Origin of the sequence: Rhizobium sp. BK529 (assembly GCF_014194105.1) — a bacterium.
GTDB lineage: Bacteria > Pseudomonadota > Alphaproteobacteria > Rhizobiales > Rhizobiaceae > Rhizobium.
The window spans coordinates 90147-110023 of the sequence record NZ_JACIAU010000004.1 but is presented as its reverse complement, the minus strand read 5'-3'; the positions used below and the strand labels follow the sequence as shown (position 1 = coordinate 110023).

Sequence of the window (19877 nt, the reverse complement as noted above, 5' to 3'; positions counted from 1 at the left end):
CGAAACTGAGCAAGGACCAACGCAATGAGCGTCGAAGAACTCAATGCGCCGCTGAACGATTCCGCGGCGATCGATCCCGGTACGATCAACACCAATGCCAACGAGGATGACGCGCTCGGCGCCATCTTCGACCGCATGGGGCGAGACAACGGCGCGGCGCGCGGCCAGGGCGGTAAGTTTGTATCCAGCAACGCTGTCGACGCCGACGCCGATACCGGCGAGGAACCACTGGAAGGTGGTGGGGGAGAGGGAAAGGTCGCCGGTGATACTTCGACGCCGCCGGCGGACGTTCCTCTCCCGTCAAGCTGGCGAGGCAAGGAAGACCTTTGGGCAAAGGTGCCGGCCGAACTGAAGGGCGATCTGCGGGCGCATCAGGAAGAGCTTCACAAGACGCTTTCCCAGCAGGGACAGCTGATCTCGGCCTATAAGCCGCTGAGCGACGTGATTTCGAACTACAAGGAATATTTCGGCGGGGAGCGGGGCAACTACAAGCCCCATGAAGCCATCGAGTATCTGTTCAGCCTTCAGCGTGGCATGGACGAAAATCCGATGGAAACGCTGCTGACCATTGCCGACAACTACGAACTGCGCCCGGAACTGGCGAAGATGTTCGGCGGTACCGGTGGCAGTCCGGCAGACGAAAACAGTTCCGCCGTGCTCCTGGCAAAGATCAGCCAGTTGGAAAGTACGATCCGCTCGATGGGCGACCCGTCGCAGATCGACAAGCACATCACCAGGAAATTGACTGAAGAGCGCGAGCTCGGGAGCACGAACGACCTGATCAGCCGCCTGTCGAAAGACATGCCGCTGTATGACCAGATCCCCGAACCTGATCTCGTCACCTTCATTCATTTTGCAAAACAGAAGCTCGGCAGTTCCGCTTCCCAGGAAGCCGTTCTGCAGCGGGCTTACGACATGGCCGTTAACGCCGACCCCGACCTGAGGGCAAAAGCTGCCGCGCTTAAAACCGCCGCAGCGGGTGACCCTGAACGCGTCGCGGCCGCGAAGAGGGCAAACCAAGCCAATCTCCGTTCAACATCGACCGGCCGAACCCGTGAGCTTACCGAAGAGGAAGAGCTGGGCGCCGTCTACGATAAGCACAAAGGATAAGCACCGATGGCAGGTCCATCTGCAATCTTTACGGAAATGGTGTCCACCACCCTTCGCAACAGCGCGAAGGACGTCACCGACAACGTTTCCAAGCATAATGCCCTCTTGAACGTCCTCAAGAAGAAGGGCCGCTTCATTGATCTCGACGGCGGTACTGAAATTCAGATCCCGCTCGAATATGCCGAGAACGGCACCTATCAGCGTTTCGCCGGTTTCGACACGCTGAATGTCAACGGTTCCGACGTCATCACCTCGGCCAAGTATGACTGGGCGCAGATCGCGATCCACGTCGTTGCTTCCGGCCGCGAACTGCTGATGAACTCCGGCAAGAGCAAGATGGTCAACCTGGTGAAGACCAAGAAGGCCAACGCGCTCAAGACGGCGGCGAACAACTTCTCGGTCGACGTCTATTCGGATGGCTCTCTTGCCAACCAGATCGGCGGCCTGGCCCAGATCATCCAGACGAACGGGCAAGGTACGGTCGGCGGCATTCCGTCTGCCACCTGGGCATTCTGGCGCAACAAGTTCCGCGAAATCGCCGGCTCCAATGCCTACACGAAGGACACGCTCAAGAGCGAGTTCAACGGTATCTGGCTCCCGCTCACCCGCGGCGCCGACAAGCCGGATCTCGTGGTTCTCAGCCATGACTTCTACTCGGTCTACGAATCCGGCGAGCAGCAGCTCCAGCGGTACATGGACGAGGATATGGCGAAGGCCGGTTTCGCCAACCTGAAATACAAGTCGGCAACCGTCATCTACGACGACAATGCCAACTTCACCACGACGGCCGAGAAGGGCTACTTCCTCAACACCGATTACCTCTACGTCGCTCAGCACAAAGAGGCGCAGTGGACCCAGGATGACGAGAAGAAGCCGGTCAACCAGGACGCTACGGTCATCCCGTACTACTGGATGGGCAATCTCGTCTGCTCCAACCGTTCGCTGCAGGGTGTCCTGCTCGACGCAGCATAAGGAGATCTGACCATGACTGCTTTTGTAGGCGCACAGCTCGACCAGACCTATACCGCAGCCGACCTCACCGGCATCAACAGCGGCAAGGTTCCGGGCATCGGTGACATCTACGTCTCCCACGACAACAAGCGCTATCGCTTCGTGCGATATCTTGGCGGCGCGGGCGCAATCGCTGCGGTGGCCGGCAACTCTGTCGGCTTCTATGCCCCAGGCGGTGTCTCGACGGGCGTCACCAATGACGTCACGTCCGACGTCTCCGATACGAACGCCGCTCTCGCCGGCGTGCTTCAGTCCGCTCCGAACTCTGGCGACTACTGCTGGATCCAGATTGGCGGCGTGGCGACCATGAACCTCGCTCTCGTCTCCGGTGCCGATGGCAACGCCCTGACGCTCTCCACGACCACGGACGGTTCGTTGAAGGTTATGGGCGCGGTGACCGACGCGGGAGGCGCGGTGGCGATCGACGCTTCGGCGAAGATTGTCATGCTGAACTGCCCATACTGATCTCTGCAGATCGCTACAGACGGCTACTGGGGGCGGCTTACGGGTCGCCTCTTCCTTTTCACCTTCCAGAAAAAGAGAAACGACAATGGCCGACGAAAAAAGCCCGCTTGTTATCATCCTTGGTTTTCACCAGACGTTTGAGCGCGTTCCCGTCAAGGGAGACGAACTTCATGATGACGTCGACGCCCGCGGCTTCAAACTCGACGAAAAGGGCAAGCGCGTCCTTGAGGCCGTCGAAGTCGACTGGGTGACTTATGCCCCCGCTCATTCTCCGATGGGCGCCAACACCACCGAACGCATTCGCCACCTGCGGCCGACGCAGGAGATCATCGAAGGCGAGAACGCTGAAAAAACCCGCTTCATGCTGGCGCGCTGGTCGGCGATCGAGCCGGCTTATGAGGCATGGCGCAAGGGCCACGAACTGCCCGTCAACGGTACGCCGCTTGCACATTGGCCGGGTGTCTCGGCGGCGATGGCGGCGGAACTGCGCAAGTATAATATTCTCACGGTCGAGAATGTCCGCGATCTGGCAGAAACGCAGCTGGAACGCATTCGCCTCCCGAACATGCGGGATCTGCGCAACTCGGCAAAGGCCTTCATCGACAACATGCGCAACGCCGAAGCCGCCGAGCGCGAAGTCGAGCGTGACAACGAGGTCGCCAGCCTGAGGGCACAGCTGGAAGAGCAGAACGAAAGGCTGGCCGCCGCTATGGCTCTTCTCGAAGAGCGCACGAGCCCGGCCGACGCCGTTCGTGAAAATGACATTGCGGCGCTTCGTGCCCAGCTCGATGCCAAGGGCGTGAAGTACCACCACAAGGCCGGCGCTGAAACGCTCCGCGCCCTTCTGCAGGAAGCCGCCTGATGACGATCCTGTCAGTCGTTCAAAACGTTTGTCTCGCTGTCGGGCTGCCGAAGCCTGATGCCGTCATGTCTTCGACGGATCGCGAGATGCTGGAGCTCGTTCGCCTCGCCGGTGATGTGGCAAAGGATATCCGCGACGTTGAATTCGACTGGCAGGCTCTTCAGGTCATCAAGACCTTCAACGGCGATGGCGTCTCCGATGCCTTCGACCTTCCGAGCGATTATGCGCGGATGAAAACCAAGGCGACACTCTGGTCTAGCCGGTGGCTCTGGGGCATGGAGCACATCACCGATACCGATGAGTGGCTTGAGCTTCTGACGCTTCCCTACGTGGCCGTATCGGGCCAATGGATCATCTACGGCGATCAGCTGCATATCCTGCCGGTGCTGGAAACTGCCGACACGCTGAAGTTCATCTACATCAGCGACCTTATCGTGAAGCCCGCAAGTGGGCCGAACAAAGTCGAATTCGATTCCGACACGGATACGTTCCGGCTTTCGGAGCGTGCGCTCGAGCTTGGCATCATTTTCCGGTACCGGGACCAGAAGGGCGTCGCATCGGATGCCGATGAGGATGCCTTCGATCACGCCGTCTATACCGCCATGAACAACGACAAGGGATCAAAGCCTGTTGTCAGCGGCAATCCTCGCCGCACCTTCAGCAATGTTCAGCGGGCATTCCCGTTTAAGGTCACGCCCTGATGGTCTACGCGAGAAAACCGGGCAGCAAGCCGCGCCGCCAAGCGGTATCGGCCTCGTACACGTTTCCGGCACCTATCCGCGGCGTGGTGCTGAACGAGCCGCTGGGCAATTCGAAGCCAGGCGGCGCGCGGGTGCTCGAAAATTTCTTCCCGACCACCACAGGCGCCAGAACGCGCGGCGGCAGTCAGAAGGTCGCTACGATCGGCACAGAGCCGGTGCGTCGCATGTGGGCCTTCAAGAGCGGCAGTGCCGAAGAGTTCTTCGCGTCGGATGAAGAGAACATCTTCAATATCACCTCGGTTGCTGATCCGGACGTCCCGCCGGTGCCGGTCGTCACTGGGCAGTCTGAGGGCTATTACTCCGTCGCTCAATTTGGAACCGCTGGCGGGAATTACCTGTATGCGGTCAATGGCGCCGACGATGCGCAACTCTATGACGGCCTGACATGGAAGGCGATCAACACGCTTTCGACGCCGGCGTTCAGTGGCGTAGCAACTGCGGCGCTGTCTTTCGTCTGGTCTTTTGCCAGCCGTCTATTCTTCGTCGAGAAGAACACCATGAACGTCTGGTATCTGCCGGTGGATAGCATCGGCGGGGCGGCGTCGGTTTTCTCGCTCGCCGGTGTGTTTCAGGATGGCGGTTCGGTTCTCGCCGGCGGCAAGTGGTCGTTGGATTCCGGCGATGGCCTTGATGACAAAATCCTGTTCATCTCGACTGAGGGCGAAGTCGCCGTGTTTCAGGGATTATTTCCTGGAGACGCAAGCTGGAACAAGGTTGGCGTCTATAAGATCACTCCTCCGGTAGGCCCAAACGCAACCATGTCGGCCGGTGGTGATTTCCTCGTCGGAACCCAGGATGGAATTGTTCCGATCTCCGAAGCGGTCAACAAGGATGCGGCCGCGCTGTCACTCTCCGCTGTTACTCGAACGATCGAATCCGAGTGGAAGAAGCAAGTTCCGCAGCGCGCTTCACGGCCGTGGGAGATCCTGAAGTGGCCGACCAACAATATGATGGTTGTGTCGCTGCCTGGCGCTGATGACGGCATTCCAACGCTGTGCTTTGCTGCAAACCTGCAGACAGGCGCATGGGGCTTCTTCACCGGCTGGGATGCGCAGTGCATGACCCTCTTCGGAGGCGACGGCTATTTCGGCACCAGCAAAGGCACCATCCACCGTATGGAAGACGGCGGCAGTGATGACGGCTTGCCCTACACGTGCACCTATGTCGCGTTGCCCGATCAGATGCGACGTCCGGGCGCCTTCAAAATCGTCCATTCGGCAAGAGCGACATTCAATTCGAACATCCCGTTTCTGCCGAAGATTTCGGCGTCCATGGATTACCGGATTGACCTGCCAGCCGCCCCTCAGTCTGCCTCCGATCTGAACACCAGCCTTTGGGATGTCGGACTTTGGGATGTTGCTGTCTGGGATACGGGATCTGTCAGTGAGGTTTCAACGCGCTGGGTCTCGATCGGTAATTCCGGTTACGCTGTTTCGCCACAGATACAGATCACGTGCGGCACGGGCATCAAGCCAGTTACCGAGCTCATCCAGCTCGACGCGATTTATGAACTCGGGGCGGTGATGGTGTGATTACCTGGGCTGTCGCGAAGCGCGATGAAATCGGGCTGCTGTCGAAATGGGTGGCCAACCAGATCTGGCCGGGGCAGGGACGGGATTTCGGGAACTGCCAAGGTCTTGCGGTGATCAACGGCGAAACGCTCATCGGTGGAGCGATCTACCATAATTTCGAGCCGGAAGCAGGCGTCGTCGAGATATCGGCGGCCTCCACGTCGAAGCGCTGGCTGACGAAGGAAACGCTTCGGGTGCTGTTCCAAATCCCATTCCGGGATTGGAAATGCCAGGCAGTCGTTTTGCGCGTGTCCGATCATGACGAAGCGCTGCATAGCATCCTGTTTCGCTACGGCTTCGAGCGATATCGCATTCCGCGCCTTCGTGGCCGGGATCAGGCCGAAAACGTGTTTGTGCTGACTGACGATGCGTGGGCCAGCAACAAGTTCAATCGAAAGAACGAGGTGCATTGATGGGCAAGCCGAAGGCGCCAAAGGCTCCAGACCCGAAAGAAACGGCCGCCGCCCAGACCGGCACCAACGTTTCGACCGCGCTGGCAAATGCGCAGCTGCAGAACGTCAATCAGTATGGTCCAGACGGCTCGGTCACCTATTCGACCAATGGCTATACGACCATCACCGACCCGACGACCGGCGCGACGTATCAGATCCCGCGCTACACGCAGACGACGTCATTATCCGCGGCTCAGCAAGCCATCAAGAACAAGAACGACGCGGCCAGCCTGAACCTTGCCGATATCGCCAATAATCAGTCGTCGTTCTTGAAAGACTATCTTTCGAAGCCTGTCGACCTATCGAATGATGCCACCGAGGCGCGTCTTATCGAACTCGGTCGAAAACGCCTCGATCCGATGCTTGCTGATCGCGATGAAGCTTTGCGCACGCGCCTTGCGAACCAGGGCATCAAAGCCGGCTCCGATGCCTATGGGAAAGAACTTTCCACGGCCCAGCAGTCCGACAACGACGCGCTGACATCGCTGATATTGAACGGGCATCAACAGGCGGTGCAGGAAGCCCTTACCGAACGAAACCAGCCCATCAACGAAATTATCGGCCTTCTCGGTGGCACTCAGGTTGGCGTTCCGCAGTTCGGTGCAACTCCTAATCAGCCGAGCTTGCCCACCGTCGACTATGCGGGGTTGGTCCAGTCGAATTACCAGAACCAGATGGGCGCCTACAACTCGCAGGTGGCCCAGCGCAACAACATCTTCGGCGGCCTGTTCGGTGCCGGTGCAGCACTCCTCGGCAACCCGGCGCTCTCCGACAGGCGTGCCAAGAAAGACATCAAGCCTGTTGGCCGGCTGATGGGCCACAAGGTCTATGAATACCGGTACCGCGGCAAGTTCGACGATGGACAAAAGCATGTCGGCGTTATGGCGCAGGAAGCAGAGAAAAAGCGGCCTGATGCTGTCACGACCCGCCCTGACGGCCTGAAGCAGGTCAACTACGGCAAGCTTTTCGAGATTGGTGAAAGGATGGCAGCATAATGGCTGGATTTCTGTTTGGCGGGAATACAGGCGAGACTGCCGAATCCCTCGCACGCAAACGCGCCGTGGCCGAGGCCTTGCTTGCCGATGCTAATAGCCGGGTGCCTCAGAGCATCGGTGAGGGCATTTCGTCGGTTGCACAGGCGCTCTCCGGCCGGCTGGGGCTGAACGCGTTACAGAAGAAACAAGAGGCCGGCAGCGCAGCGCTCGATGCTAAGATCAAGAGCTATTGGGGCGGCGCTGACGCTGGTAGCCCTATTCCGTCTCCCGACGCAGCTGCCGAAGTCAGCGCCGCTGATCCCGGCAAGGTCGATATGACCGGCAACCAGGTTTACAGCGACTTCATCAACACCGTGAAGGAAGGCGTGAAGAACCCTTATGCGCTTGCTGCCATTGCTGCGACAGGCAAGGCCGAAAGCGACTTCTCTCCGGGTAATGTAAACCGGACGTGGGACGATCCGAGCGAAAGCGGCAAACCCGGCAGAGCAGGCGGCATCATGTCTTGGCGTGGTCCACGCTATGAAGCGTTGGCTGCGACCGGTGATCTCTCGCCGGCAGGACAGGCCAAGTTCTTTCTTCAGGAAGATCCGAACCTGATCGCCAGCCTCAATAACGCAAAGAGCGTGGAGGAGGCACAGAGCCTCATGAACCGCGCTTGGGCGTTCAGGGGCTATGACAAACCCGGCGGTGAAGCAGCCCGCCGCCTGAGCCTCGCGACGAGCTTTCTGCCTGAGTTTCAGGGGCAGGGCGGTGGTACCCAGGTGGCGAGCCTCGATCCCGCTGCGGGAATGCCCGCGCCTGATGCTTCTGCTGCGATTGCAGCGACCGCGCCCGCTTCCGGTTATGTCGATCCAAAGGTGACGACCGCTTATCGCCAGCCGTCTCCGGCAGTCGTAGCCGCATTGGCTCCTGGTAACAGCCAGATGACCGCGCAGCCTTCCCCGGTGGCCGCAGCGCTGGCAGCCCAGCCTGCCGACAATGGTCAGCCGTTACCCCCGCTGCCGAGGACGGACGTGGCTCCGGCGCCGACTGTTGCCGGTGTTCCCGATCAGAAGGGTGTCAGCGTTGCTCAGGCTCTTTCAGGCAAGACGCCAGCGCCTCCGGTGCCGGGTGCTGTCGATCCCCGCTATCTTGAGATCCTCTCCGACCCGTACATCACGCCTGGTCAGGCTGCCGTGGTGCGATCGATGATGCAGAGCGATCAGGCGCGCCAGCAGGCAGCCTATGACGCGTGGCTGAAGCAGAATGATCCGGCTTATCAGGCCGGCCTTGCCAAGACAAAGATTGAGCTCGACAACCTGAAGAACCCGAAGATTTCGCCGGCCGATCAGGAGCGGATCGATCTTGAGCGCCAGAAATTCGACTTTGAGCGCAACAAGCCAACCGAAGTTAATGGGCGCCTGATTGGCCCAGATGGCAAGGTTGTTTACGAATCTCCGCGCGACCCTATGAAGGTCGGCGCCAAGGAAACGGTCATCGATCCAACTTCCGGTAAGGTCATCTATCAGCCGGCGCCGGGGCAGGCGGTCGATTTCAGCGATGTTTCCAGCCTTCGAAAGGAAATCCAGCAGCTCCCGAGCTACAAGAACCTGTCGCAGGCACTGCCGATCTATCGATCGATGGCTGAGACGGCCGGCCGCAGCTCGAAGGCGTCCGACCTCAACCTTGTCTACGGCCTTGGCAAGATCATGGACCCGACCTCAGTTGTTCGTGAGGGCGAAATGACGATGGTCAAGAGCACCGCATCATGGCCCGATTGGCTGCAGGGTGCCCTGGCCTCACTGAACGGCGGCGCGGCCCTTACTCCTGAAACCCGCCAAGCCATTATGACGGAAGCCTATGGCCGAGTGAAGGGCTACGACAGCGCCTTCAAACAGGACACGGGGCAGTATCAGGGCATCGTCGAGCGCAACAAGTTCAACCCGGCCGATGTCATTCCGGATTTCGGGACATATGAGCCGTGGAAGCCTGCGGCGCCTAACGGCACCACGTCGACCGGCACCAAGTGGAGCATCGAACAATAATGCCGACGCTGAACATCAACGGCCACCGCGTCTCCGTCGATGATGGATTTCTGAAGCTCTCTCCGGACCAGCAGAACGCCACCGTCGAAGAGATTGCGAAATCGCTCCCGGCGCAGCCTGCCGGTCCTCCGGCTGATGACGGGCTTTCCATGGCAAGAACCGTCACCGGTGGCGTCATCGAAGGTATTCCGATTGTCGGCCCGATCATCCGTGGCGGTGTCGATCGCGCTGCCGCCGCAACCATCGCCGGCCTGACGGATGAAACCTACGACAGCGCCCTGAAGCGCATCCAGGAAGGCACCGAAGCTGAGAAGGCCGCCAATCCGAAGCTCGACACCGCTGCGCAGATCACTGGCGGCGTCGCCGGTACTGTTCCGGCCATCATGGCGGCTCCGGCCGCTTTTGGCGCGGGCGGTGGCAGCCTGTTAGCGCGTTCAGGTGTCTCGGCTTTGACTGGTGCAGGTATCGGGGGTACCGACGCTGCTATTCGCTCTGGTGGTGATCCGGAAGCTATCAAAAGTGGGGCGAAATGGGGTCTTGTCGCTGGCGCCGCCGGTCCTACAGTAGGAGCCGTCGTTGGGAAGGGCGTCAAATCTCTGATTGATGCCGGCCGCAATCTTCGCGTTTCCCGCATGGCCGGAATGAAGCCTCAGGCTCTCAAGTATCTGGCCCGCGCCGTGACCGATGACGGTCTCGATGCCGCGGGTGTCCAGTCTCGCCTTGCTGAGATGGGGCCGGAGGCAATGCTCGCGGATATCGGGCCGAACCTGCAGAAGCAGGCCGGAGCGATAGCGGCTACGCCGGGCAGGGGGCAGGAGATTGTTCGCACAGCGCTCGGTGAACGGGCGTCGGGCGCAAATTCCCGCATCAATGCCACGATTGACGAGAACTTCGGTCCGGCTCGTATCCCTTCTGCTATCGACGCAGAGGCTGCAGGAAACCAGCTTGCCTTGAGCCCTGCTTATCGGCAGGCATTTGAGCAGGCTCGCCCGTATGATGTTGGCCCGATCGCGAGCGACCTCGAGCGCCAGATCAACGTCCTCCGAGGCGATCCGCAGCGCGCCCTTCAGCGTGTTCGCGGAATGCTCGATGTCCACGGCTCCAATGTCCTCGATACGAACCCGGTGACGATGTTCAACACGCGCCAGGCGATCGATGGCATGTTGAAGACTGAAGCCGATCCGAAGGTTATCGCGGCGCTCACCGATGCCCGCCAGATGATCGATGACGGTCTGACGCGTGCTGTTCCGCAGATCAAGGAGGCCGACGCTGCTTTCGCGGAGCTAGCGCGCCAGCGCGAAGCCGTCACGCGAGGTCAGCAGGTGCTGGACAGCGGCAGGACAGCGCCGCGTCCTCAGGAACTGGCACAGGAGGTCCAGGAAGGCGCTTTGCCTCAAGGGATGCAAATTGGCCCGTCCGCAGTGCCCTTGCGTCTCTCGCAGGGTGCCAGAGCCGAAATCGAGCGGATCGTTGGGACGAACTCCAACGACATTCAGGCAATGAACCGCCTCATCAAGGGTGAGGGCGACTGGAACCGCGACCGGCTTGCCACGCTGTTCGGGCCTGAGAAAGCCGACAAGGTTTTCAAGATCCTCGAAAACGAGCGGATTTTTGCGGACACGAACAATGTCGTTACCCGCAATTCTGAAAGCGCCGCGCGCATTGCTGCTCAGAACGAGCTCGGCGGGGCCGGTGGCGGTGGTTTCGGATTGAAGGAATCGTTCAAGGCCGGCGGTGTCCGCGGTGCCGCGCGCTCTTTCGCACTGGATAAGGCAGAGAGCGTCGCGAGGGCGCTTCTGCCGGATACGGAAGGCGCGGCGAGGGAAAGCCTTGCAAAGGCGCTCGTAGGCAAAAACAGCGACAGCGTTGTGAAAGCTCTGATGGCGGTTACGGGACCGAGCAGGGCGGCTGCCTTAACGAGCCCTGTCGTCAAAGCCCTGTTGCTTGCGACCGGTGCCGCGGGGTCTCGATGACGGGTCGATCCAGCAGATAGCCAGGTACAGCAAGACCATAAAGCCGGCGCCGACGAGAAAGCCGGAATTGAAGTCATAGCCTAGCAGGCGGCCGAGTCCATCGGTTGCCGCGTTCAGCCCGTAGAGGATCGCTGCGGTGATCACGATGCAGGTGATTTGAACGATGCGGAGCGCCATTAGCCGACCTTGTTGGTAGGCGGCGAAGATAAGCGAAATCTGACCGGTTTGAAAGGGCTCCTCTTGGGGAGCCTTTTCCCATTGAAGGAACACCCAATGCCCAGGAACGGACAAGGCCAGTATACCAAGCCGCCGAACACGACGGCACAGCCGAACACCACCATCAAAAGCGCGATGTTCAATTCGGTGGTGGATGATCTTGTTGTCGACGCGAATACTCCTCGACCGATCACTGCGGGTGGTACCGGAGCCGCAACGGTCGAAGCTGCGCGGACAAACCTCGAGCTCGATAAGAAGTTGGTCTATTCCGAGAAATCGGCAGACTACGCCGTGTTGGCGACCGACAACAATGCCTTCATCCGGTTCACCGCTGCGGCGACGGCTACACTGCCGGCAGCTGGCAGCCTTGGATCGAATTGGCATGTGACGGTTTTGGCCGATGGCGGGGCCGTTACGATCGATCCAAGCGCTGCCGAACAGATTAATGGCGCCGCGACCTTGCTGGTTCCGTCTGGATACAGCGCTGAAATCTATTGCTCAGGTACCGCATTCTTTACCGAGAAAATTGCCGAAGCTCCGTTCGACTTCTTCTTGGATTGCATCCCGGCCTGGATAAGCAACACATCGATTTCATTCACGGCAGGTTCCGGCGTCTTCGGTGGCAAGAAACACGTCTTGCCGGCCTACACTAAGACGATGTCAGCGTTCTCCGCCGGGAACAATGGTGGGATGCTCGATACTGGATCGATCGGCGCCAGCAAGACCTATTTCCTGTTCGCGATCCGCAACATTTCGACAGGCGTCAGTGACTATCTGACGTCTCTTAGTCTGACGCCAACCATACCTTCCGGCTGGGAACTGAATTCAGGCGCACGTATCGGCTCCCTGTTAACGAATGCCTCAAGCCAGATTGTACCTTTCTGGCAGGTCGGCAATGAGATCAACACCGACACCTATGCCTGGTTTCAAGCGAACGCGACCGTTTCCGGCCTCGCCAGTCCAAGCCTAATACCGATTGGCGTGAGCGTGGACATCAAGGTTATCCTTCAGGCAGTCGTTGCGGCGCCAGGGCAAGATTGTGTGGGAGCGATCAGCGATGCAGTCGCGAACAACGCTTTGATTGCCACTCCCGCCTCAGTGAGCGTCAGGGCTCGATCAGGCAACGATTACCCTGATCAAAGCTCTGCTGCGGGCAAAGCCAGAAGCAACACAGCCGGCCAATTGTTCCGATCCATCAGCGTAACGAGCACCGCATGCGCAATCAACGCGTCCGTCTGTGGCTGGCACGATTATTCCTGCAAGCGGCTTTGGGGATAAACCAATGACAACTGTATATATCAGGCGAGCCAATGGCTCTATTTGCGAACTCTTCTGGGCTCCCCAAGTGGATCTGGATGTTGAGGAAAGGGACGAGGCGGATGCGGAGGTCCAGGCTTTCCTAAACCCGCCATCATTGCCGATTGCTTCGGTATCGTCGCGGCAGTTCAAACTGCAGCTTCTGTCCGCCGGCTTGCTCGATGCTGTTGACGCGTGGGTCGCCCAACAGTCGCGAGACGTGCAGATCGCCTACGAGTATTCCGGGACGTTCGTGAAGGACAGCCCCATGATGAAGGCCGGATTTGCGGCCATGGGGTTCAGCGAGTCCCAGATCGATCAGTTCTTCGAGGCCGCCGCGGCACTCTAATCGCTCTCTCACAATTTGGAGACTACCAATGCCAGTCCCTGACACGGCAAGCGAATTCGCGCGCTCTCTGCCCAAGGTTCTCGTCCACGAAGGACTCTATTCCAACCACCCTGATGATCCCGGTGGAGCCACGATGAAAGGCGTCACGCAGCGCGTTTTCACCGAATTCTTGGCTGCGAGCGGCAAGCCGTCCCGTGACGTCCGGACCATCACCGATATCGAGCTGCAGGCGATCTATCGGAAGCGCTATTGGGATATTGCCAAGCTCGACAAGCTTGCGCCTGGCGTTTCCTATGTCGTCTTCGACGGCAATGTGAATTCCGGCGTCTCGCAGTCCGTCAAATGGCTCCAGCGTGCGCTGCAGGCTATGGGGCTCTATCAGGGCGCGATCGACGGCATCATAGGGCAGGGGACGATCCTGGCGGCCGGCGGCGTCAACGACAATGACGTCCTTATTACCAAGATCATAGAGCGCCGCGAAGCCTTCCTTCGATCTCTGAGCACCTTCAAGACCTTTGGTAAGGGTTGGCTCAAGCGCATCGCAGACGTGAAGGCTGTCGGCCAGGCATGGGCAACCGGCTCTGTCGGACCTGAAATCTCTTATGCCCCTGGCGGCGAAGCGAAGGCCTTCCTGTCCAGCGCAAAGCCTGCCCCCAGCACCGCGCTTGCGGACGCCGCGACGGGCGGCGGTGGCGGATCGTTCACGCTCGGCGGCGCTCTTGCCGCCGCCCAGGACAAGCTCGCTCCATTCCAGGGGACCAGTCATCTTATCGACAATCTGATCGTCGGTCTGATCGTCGGCGGCATCGCTGTCGGCGCCGCGTCCTATGGCATCCGCTGGTATCAGAAGCGCCGGCAGGCCGAACGCGCCGACGCCCTTGACCTTCAGGTGAAGACCAATGTTCAAGCTGCTGCCTGACTGGGTTCCGATCGCCGGGGCTGCCGTCGTTGCCTTCGCGATCGGCGGCTACCTGGGCTTCACGGGCGGCACATGGCACGGCAAGTCTCTCGGCAAGGAAGAAGCCCGCGCCGAAGCCGCAGTCGAGGCCGTCGGTCGCATCAGCAACATGGAGAAGAACAATGCGAACTTCAGGAATCTCCCTGCTCGCGACCGTTGCCTTGTCATCATGCGTGACAGCAGGTTGCCAGAAGACAACTGCCCTGAACGGTAGCGGATACCAGATTACCCGGTTTTCCGATCCGCAGGCAGCGTTGCTCGCATCGCAAGATCCAAGCGCCGGCCCCGCCATCGCGTCCAATAACGAACAGTGCCGCCATGATGCGGCTTGCAGGAAGTGAGCCTATGACCGCTATTGCAATTGGCCAAGGGCTTACCTTCCCCCGTCAACAGGGCGGTGGAGGCAGCTCTGGCGATCCCGATCGTTTCATGTTTTTCGCCTCCCGCACTCGTATGGTGTCTGGATACGCCGTCGACACGACGAGCATCAACCTGACCTATTTCGCAAGCAAACTGAAGTACGGCAGCGCATCGTACAAGTGCCGTACCCTGATGGCCCACTTCTCCGGCTTCGCCATGAATGAGGGGTTGGGTCCACAGGAGACGATTGTCCCGGGAAACGATGTGGTGATAGATGGCGCAGATCTGATCGTTCGCGGCGTCACTTATCCCGCCGACTTTTCAGGGAACCCGATAGCGACTATCGTATCGGGAAGCAAGGGCGCCTGGTGTTCATGGCCGACCTTCACCGGGGATCTCAACCCTGAAGAAGATTTTCAGATCATCACGCGCTGGCACGTTGCCTCGGTTGGTCAGAAGTTCGTCGGCCCCTCACGTATCCAGAAGCACCGCGGGGAGAAATATTGGGCTGCTGCCGACGCGTCAGCCTTGGCGGCTCTTATCGCCGCCGATGCACCTACGACGACGGCTGTCGATGCTTTCTACTGCGTCGCACCTGGCAACCAGACAAATAGCCAGCTCATTTGCTACGGACCCGATATTCTCTTGGCAAAAGGCGATTGGAACGGCCGACCAGTTGTTTTGAGCCCCGGCGATAGCATCGGCTATGGGCGGCAGGAGATTTCCGGTTCGGCAGATTCACGCGGAAATCTCGGCTGGGAGAGCAAGTGGCTCGACAATCCCGGTGGTATCGGCCGCATCCCGCATATGATCATCGGCTGTCCGTCAGCGCAGTCTGCCCGTGAGCTGGCGACAAGCGCCTTTCTCCGCTGGGATATCCTCGACGACATCAAGGCGTTCAACAACGGCAAATACCCCTTCACCGTCGTTCTGAACCAGATGGGCACCAACGACAGCAACGTGACCATCTCGACCTGGAAAGCCCGAATGACCGGCTTGATCTCGCGCATCAAGACCCGCCTAGGGGCTGGCATGAAGGTAATCCAGTGCACGATCCCGCCGCAGAATTCGCTGGTCACCGGCAATCTTGGTTTCGACGCGTCCGGCTTTACCGTAGCTGCGATCTGGACGAATGCCGGCGGCCGCGGTTCCATCAACAGTGACATCCGCACGAACAACGCGTTCGGGCATGACGGATTTATCGACATCGATGCCGCATGGATCGATCCTGCTAACACCGACAAGTTCATGAACGCTTCCGGCATAGGGCAGATCGGCACGATGGTGTCCTATACGCCCGGGGATGGCGGATCGGTTCTGAGCAGCGGCGTAATCAGCGGCTATGTGCCGAAGCCGGGGGATGCACTCCTCGTAGAGTATCAACCCGCCACCTACGGCGCTCGTCTTGTGCAGACTGTGACCGATAATGGCGACAACACGTACACTTGCGGGTTCACAGCTAACTCGACGACGGTCTTCCAAGCCAACGCCAAGATATATTGGGCTATCAGCCCAGAGGGTATCCACCCGCATCCCGCGTATGTTGACAACTGGTTAGTCCCGCGCCTGCCGCAGTCTGAAAAGGTAAAGTTGGTCCCCTGATCCCCGCCGCCCCATCAAGGTGTGACGGTGTCTAATGAATCGGGCGGGCAATCTCGTGAACGACATGAAACAGAGCATCGTCAATATCAGCGCCGTCGAGCAGCGAGGGGTTTTCCATTAAGACCCGCAACGCCCTCTCGGCAAATCGAGCCGCATCGGCTTCGTCGGATGTGTAACATTTCGCCATCTGCCTCAATCTTGATATCACCGGTTCGGGCATATCGCGAAACATACGACCTCCTGTTCGGGTACAACTGACTTGTTCACCAACAAAAAACTGTACGCTTACGGAGGGTCAGAGTCGATAAGCAAAGCCCTAACCATCATGAAGATATCGCGATAGACCAGATCGTGATGCCGATGTGGCGCAGATCTAAAGCGCATAGGGAACCGCCGAAACGGCAGGAGCCGGAGAGTGAACCACTCTCCGGCTCCATGGCGAGAAATTGGGTTCAGTTAGCGGCAAACATTGGTCGTCCGCGTAACTCGCTCACCATACCGATATGTCGTTACCCGTTTGGTGACGCAGTGGCGCCGGACATCTTCATGGACCATTCGTGCTTTCAACCGACGGTTATCGTTATACCAGCCACGGTGCTCGCCACGTTCCCAGCCGCGATGCAGGCCCGGACCGTCATCAGTACGGATGGTAATGCTATCCGCATAGGAAGCGGCGGGGACTGCAATCAGGGACGAAAAAGCCAAGGCTACAGCAAGAATGATTTTCTTCATGGGGCTTTACCTCGAGTTATTGGACCGCGGTTAAATGATTGCCTGGTCTTTGCGTTCCATCAAAAAACTCCCTTCGGACTTCAGTCCGAAGAGACGTCAGACCATTGGCGGGCACCAGATCACGGTTGGCTCATTGAAAACGCATTGGCAAAGCCGAGTCCCGATGACCGCCGTTCGCTTCGAGCGCTGGTCACCAGCTTCCTCGAAGGGGTGTGATGGGAACATTCGTGAGACACGACGGTTCAGGCGCGCATGTCCGACCACATAAAAGAGCTGACAGATCAACTGCGCGATCCCGCGCGGGTTTATCCCATTCCGGGCGACGCTGCGGCCGCCGACAAGGTTGCGGCACTTTTGGAAAATGCTGCCATTGTCGGGAAGGTGCCGCCGACTACTATTGACGTTCTGAAAGACACAGCCGTCAGATTGATCAGCCGATCTCACCTTCTGAATTGATCGTGAATGATCGGCTCCGAAAACGTTCCTTTGCGATCCCGTGCACGAGACGAAAGAGTGCCTTGTCGGTATCGGGTCCATCGAGAAGCGAAGGATTATCTGAGATCAATCGAAGCGCACGCTCTGCAAGCCGAGCGGCATCTGCTTCTGATTTGACGTAGCGGTGCGCAAGTCTGCGCAGAGTGGAAATAGTCGTTGAATGGGATTGTGCGAGCACAATGCACCCTTTCCTGTTCGGTCAGCGGGTGCACGTATAAACACTCAGCCATCAGCGCCAACGGTTCAGAACAACTGATGATGGATTGAGTGTACTCGCTCCTACTGAACGAGTCTATCCAAGGGGTACTTTTTGGCCGAGAGCTATAGGGGGCAGGAGCTACAAGGGGCTTCCCGCTTCCCAATAATCGGCATCACAATCGGCGCACTTCTCTGGGCTCCAGCCCAACTCTTTCAGCTCGCGCCAATAGAATGGAGCGACCGCCGCCGCGTAGACGTCAGCCTCTTTTCCAAACGGACTCCGACCCGCTCGGCACCAATGCCGCACCCGTTCGGTAAATCGTCGGCAGAACTCTTGTTCGGACATAGGTGTAATTTAATCACCAGCGGGAGCCCGATCAAGAAACGCGAGATTGCATCGGGTAGGACGTCGGAGCGAGCTAATGCGCAATGACCGGTAAGGGCTCGCGTAATCGATACAAAGCGAGCCCTTGCTGCTCGGTCCCCACACGCATAAGCCAAGGTACGCACGTGGCGTCGTCATGTCGCGTGAAAAGAGCGTGACAGGGTCCCGAGCGTCATTGCGGCGCGCTGTTGGCCTGATCCTGGATCACGTCTATGAGATCATCGCTTTCCATCACCGCGTGAACGATGCCGTTCGGGTGGATGAAAATTACCAGCCAATGCGTGCCGTCGATCTGAAATGCAATATGGAACCCATTCATAGCGTGTCTCCTATCTGACAGGAGAACATCACGACGCTCGGCATTCGATCTAGTCGCAGATGTGAGGGGAGGGCAGAAGCACGCCTTCAGCGCTGCCCAAAGGTTCCCGTCAAATCTCACCTCTGAGCATTCTTAGGTGCCCTTCTCGCGAAGCCCCGGCGCGGAATATGCTCCGCCTTTGCGCGAGGCAGATTGCATCACGGGGGGGCCGGCTGTTTCGATGGGGATATCTGCTTCCTGTGCGGCTGCAATAAAACATTCGCGGGCCTCGTGCGGCGTTCGGAGCCCTGCATCTACATCGGCGCAAACTTGCAATGCGCGGAGAAAAGCCTTGCCCGTCGAAACTGGCCAGGCATTCAACAGAATGTTCAACGCTTCCTCTGTTGTCGTGACCATGTGCATCCGGCCGCTGCGTTTGCAGATAACCAGCACTGGCGCTTCCCATCGACGTTTGCTCATAGTCCGAACCTCGCTCGGCAAAAGACATAACTGTACTAGCCGGTGCCAAAATCCATACTTCTTAAGCAGAAATGATATCAATGAAGAACGGCAATGGCGGAAATGCCTGCTTCGTCCGCGGCACGGATTATCGCCTGTCTGAATTTTTCCGGCTCAAGCTTCCCGGCCATTACGTCGACACAAGCTCTTATTGCTGCAAGAAATTCTTCTCCATCGTCCACGGGGAAATCCCTCATAAGAACTTTGGCAGCATCTTTGGCGGTGCGAACGATCACGCGCCGATTCCTATCCTCGAAGATCAGGGCAACAGGCGAAAATTCGGCCGAAGTGTCCCATTCCATAACACTTGGTTCCCGATGAACTAACACGTCGGTAACCCTGCAAAATGCGTGCCGCGCGGGACCTGTGCAGCACGCGAGAGGCATCGCATTGAAAGGGCAAGGACTTGGCACCAGCGGATGATGTTTCGATGAACCGTGAAATTGCAGTGCTCGCGACCAAGGTCGATATGATCCTGGATAGCATAAGACGATCGGAAGAGAAGTCTGATGTCAGCCGTGCATCCGTGCACCGGCGCATGGATGAACTGGTCGAGCGGGTAGGGACGCTGGAAAACGGCGTTGTCTCCGTTCAGAAAGATGTGACGGAAATGAAGCCGACGATTGACGATGTGCGGCGCTGGAAGCTGATCGGGCTGGGCGCGCTCGGGGTGATCGGCTTCGGCGGGATGGCGATGGGGGTCACCTTCGCTGACGCTATCCGCCGGCTGGGGGCTGTAATCCTCGGACGCTAGTCGTTGCACCAGTCATTCTTATGGTGCGGTCGCCACTCCCGAGCGAAACCCTCGTCGAGCAGCTTGGCCCCGATCTCTTCCCCATTCGTGCGATAGATGTTGATGAGAGGCCTATGCTTCGGGGTGTTGTCGTAGCCCTTGATCTCGATCTGCAAGCCTCGTTCGTTCAATAGCTCTCTCAGCCTTCCCTTGGCGATCAGCGCCAGCTTCCGTTCCTTGATGCACTTCGCGCGCGATCCGATCTCCGGAGTGTCTATGCCCCAAACGAACGGCACTCCTCCTCCCAGCAGTCGCATGAGCTGACCGTCGCAACGGATAGTATCACCATCGACCGCGGTCAGACTGGCGCAGATCAGCATCACATCGATCATTGCCGGCTAGATCCGTGCGGCGGCAAGCCGCGATAATTCAAAGGCTGGTGTTTCCTGCAATACCAGAGCGTGATTACTTTGCTCTCCTCAAAGCCGTAGCAGCCCCAGTCCGGACAGCGC

Annotated in this window: 23 protein-coding genes; 16 read left to right on the top strand and 7 right to left on the bottom strand. The window is 58.8% G+C overall.

Annotated elements, in window-relative coordinates; all coding sequences use genetic code 11:
* Nucleotides 1–24 precede the first annotated feature (24 nt).
* From FHX08_RS23315 to FHX08_RS23270, 10 genes are all read left to right on the top strand, one after another.
* A complete protein-coding gene (locus FHX08_RS23315) occupies nucleotides 25–1110 on the top strand; it encodes a hypothetical protein (protein ID WP_184327686.1) in 1086 nt (361 codons plus the stop codon).
* 6 nt (nucleotides 1111–1116) lie between these two features.
* Entirely contained in the window at nucleotides 1117–2082 is a 966-nt protein-coding gene (locus FHX08_RS23310) for a phage major capsid protein (protein WP_184327685.1), read from the top strand.
* Between the two features lie 12 nt (nucleotides 2083–2094).
* Nucleotides 2095–2586: a hypothetical protein gene (locus FHX08_RS23305; RefSeq protein ID WP_184327684.1), complete on the top strand. Its 492-nt coding sequence runs from the start codon at nucleotides 2095–2097 to the stop codon at nucleotides 2584–2586.
* Nucleotides 2587–2671: 85 nt separating this feature from the next.
* Entirely contained in the window at nucleotides 2672–3448 is a 777-nt protein-coding gene (locus FHX08_RS23300; protein WP_184327683.1) for a hypothetical protein, read from the top strand.
* Complete coding sequence (locus FHX08_RS23295) at nucleotides 3448–4149, top strand: hypothetical protein (RefSeq protein WP_184327682.1); 702 nt, start codon at nucleotides 3448–3450, stop codon at nucleotides 4147–4149. Before FHX08_RS23300 ends, FHX08_RS23295 begins: the two co-directional genes overlap by 1 nt.
* Nucleotides 4149–5741: a hypothetical protein gene (locus tag FHX08_RS23290; RefSeq protein ID WP_184327681.1), complete on the top strand. Its 1593-nt coding sequence runs from the start codon at nucleotides 4149–4151 to the stop codon at nucleotides 5739–5741. Before FHX08_RS23295 ends, FHX08_RS23290 begins: the two co-directional genes overlap by 1 nt.
* On the top strand, nucleotides 5738–6193 hold the full coding sequence (locus FHX08_RS23285; RefSeq protein ID WP_184327680.1) for an N-acetyltransferase: 456 nt from the start codon (nucleotides 5738–5740) through the stop codon (nucleotides 6191–6193). Before FHX08_RS23290 ends, FHX08_RS23285 begins: the two co-directional genes overlap by 4 nt.
* Nucleotides 6193–7227: a tail fiber domain-containing protein gene (locus FHX08_RS23280; RefSeq protein WP_184327679.1), complete on the top strand. Its 1035-nt coding sequence runs from the start codon at nucleotides 6193–6195 to the stop codon at nucleotides 7225–7227. Before FHX08_RS23285 ends, FHX08_RS23280 begins: the two co-directional genes overlap by 1 nt.
* Nucleotides 7227–9251 (top strand): hypothetical protein, encoded by a 2025-nt coding sequence (locus tag FHX08_RS23275; RefSeq protein ID WP_184327678.1) that lies wholly within the window; start codon nucleotides 7227–7229, stop codon nucleotides 9249–9251. The genes FHX08_RS23280 and FHX08_RS23275 overlap by 1 nt, the downstream gene beginning before the upstream one ends.
* Nucleotides 9251–11224 carry a hypothetical protein gene (locus FHX08_RS23270; RefSeq protein WP_184327677.1) on the top strand — a complete coding sequence of 658 codons (1974 nt, stop codon included), beginning with the start codon at nucleotides 9251–9253 and terminating at the stop codon, nucleotides 11222–11224. The genes FHX08_RS23275 and FHX08_RS23270 overlap by 1 nt, the downstream gene beginning before the upstream one ends.
* Here the strand turns inward: FHX08_RS23270 and FHX08_RS23265 are convergent.
* Entirely contained in the window at nucleotides 11165–11401 is a 237-nt protein-coding gene (locus tag FHX08_RS23265) for a hypothetical protein (RefSeq protein ID WP_184327676.1), read from the bottom strand. The two genes, FHX08_RS23270 and FHX08_RS23265, sit on opposite strands and share 60 nt — an antisense overlap.
* Nucleotides 11402–11497: 96 nt before the next feature.
* Between FHX08_RS23265 and FHX08_RS23260 the strand changes: the two genes are divergently transcribed.
* From FHX08_RS23260 to FHX08_RS23240, 5 genes are all read left to right on the top strand, one after another.
* Nucleotides 11498–12718, top strand: a complete 1221-nt coding sequence (locus tag FHX08_RS23260) for a hypothetical protein (RefSeq protein ID WP_184327675.1) — start codon at nucleotides 11498–11500, stop codon at nucleotides 12716–12718.
* 4 nt (nucleotides 12719–12722) lie between these two features.
* Nucleotides 12723–13085 (top strand): hypothetical protein, encoded by a 363-nt coding sequence (locus tag FHX08_RS23255; RefSeq protein WP_184327674.1) that lies wholly within the window; start codon nucleotides 12723–12725, stop codon nucleotides 13083–13085.
* Between the two features lie 28 nt (nucleotides 13086–13113).
* On the top strand, nucleotides 13114–14004 hold the full coding sequence (locus FHX08_RS23250) for a glycoside hydrolase family 108 protein (protein WP_184327673.1): 891 nt from the start codon (nucleotides 13114–13116) through the stop codon (nucleotides 14002–14004).
* Complete coding sequence (locus FHX08_RS23245) at nucleotides 13985–14257, top strand: hypothetical protein (RefSeq protein WP_184327672.1); 273 nt, start codon at nucleotides 13985–13987, stop codon at nucleotides 14255–14257. Before FHX08_RS23250 ends, FHX08_RS23245 begins: the two co-directional genes overlap by 20 nt.
* 131 nt (nucleotides 14258–14388) lie before the next feature.
* On the top strand, nucleotides 14389–16005 hold the full coding sequence (locus tag FHX08_RS23240) for a hypothetical protein (protein ID WP_184327671.1): 1617 nt from the start codon (nucleotides 14389–14391) through the stop codon (nucleotides 16003–16005).
* Between the two features lie 31 nt (nucleotides 16006–16036).
* On the opposite strand, the gene FHX08_RS23235 is transcribed toward FHX08_RS23240, so the two are convergent.
* From FHX08_RS23235 to FHX08_RS23215, 5 genes are all read right to left on the bottom strand, one after another.
* On the bottom strand, nucleotides 16037–16237 hold the full coding sequence (locus FHX08_RS23235; RefSeq protein WP_184327670.1) for a hypothetical protein: 201 nt from the start codon (nucleotides 16235–16237) through the stop codon (nucleotides 16037–16039).
* Nucleotides 16238–16461: 224 nt separating this feature from the next.
* Nucleotides 16462–16737 carry a hypothetical protein gene (locus FHX08_RS23230; protein ID WP_184327669.1) on the bottom strand — a complete coding sequence of 92 codons (276 nt, stop codon included), beginning with the start codon at nucleotides 16735–16737 and terminating at the stop codon, nucleotides 16462–16464.
* A 1250-nt stretch (nucleotides 16738–17987) separates the two neighbouring features.
* Nucleotides 17988–18134 carry a hypothetical protein gene (locus tag FHX08_RS23225; protein ID WP_184327668.1) on the bottom strand — a complete coding sequence of 49 codons (147 nt, stop codon included), beginning with the start codon at nucleotides 18132–18134 and terminating at the stop codon, nucleotides 17988–17990.
* Nucleotides 18135–18266: 132 nt separating this feature from the next.
* Complete coding sequence (locus FHX08_RS23220) at nucleotides 18267–18593, bottom strand: DUF982 domain-containing protein (protein WP_184327667.1); 327 nt, start codon at nucleotides 18591–18593, stop codon at nucleotides 18267–18269.
* Between the two features lie 77 nt (nucleotides 18594–18670).
* The gene (locus FHX08_RS23215; RefSeq protein ID WP_184327666.1) at nucleotides 18671–18934 is read right to left on the bottom strand and encodes a DUF982 domain-containing protein; all 264 of its coding nucleotides are present in this window, start codon (nucleotides 18932–18934) and stop codon (nucleotides 18671–18673) included.
* A 128-nt stretch (nucleotides 18935–19062) separates the two neighbouring features.
* On the opposite strand from FHX08_RS23215, the gene FHX08_RS23210 reads away from it, so the two are divergent.
* The gene (locus tag FHX08_RS23210; RefSeq protein ID WP_184327665.1) at nucleotides 19063–19386 is read left to right on the top strand and encodes a DUF1515 family protein; all 324 of its coding nucleotides are present in this window, start codon (nucleotides 19063–19065) and stop codon (nucleotides 19384–19386) included.
* Here the strand turns inward: FHX08_RS23210 and FHX08_RS23205 are convergent.
* The gene (locus tag FHX08_RS23205) at nucleotides 19383–19757 is read right to left on the bottom strand and encodes a thermonuclease family protein (protein WP_184327664.1); all 375 of its coding nucleotides are present in this window, start codon (nucleotides 19755–19757) and stop codon (nucleotides 19383–19385) included. The two genes, FHX08_RS23210 and FHX08_RS23205, sit on opposite strands and share 4 nt — an antisense overlap.
* Nucleotides 19758–19877 lie beyond the last annotated feature (120 nt).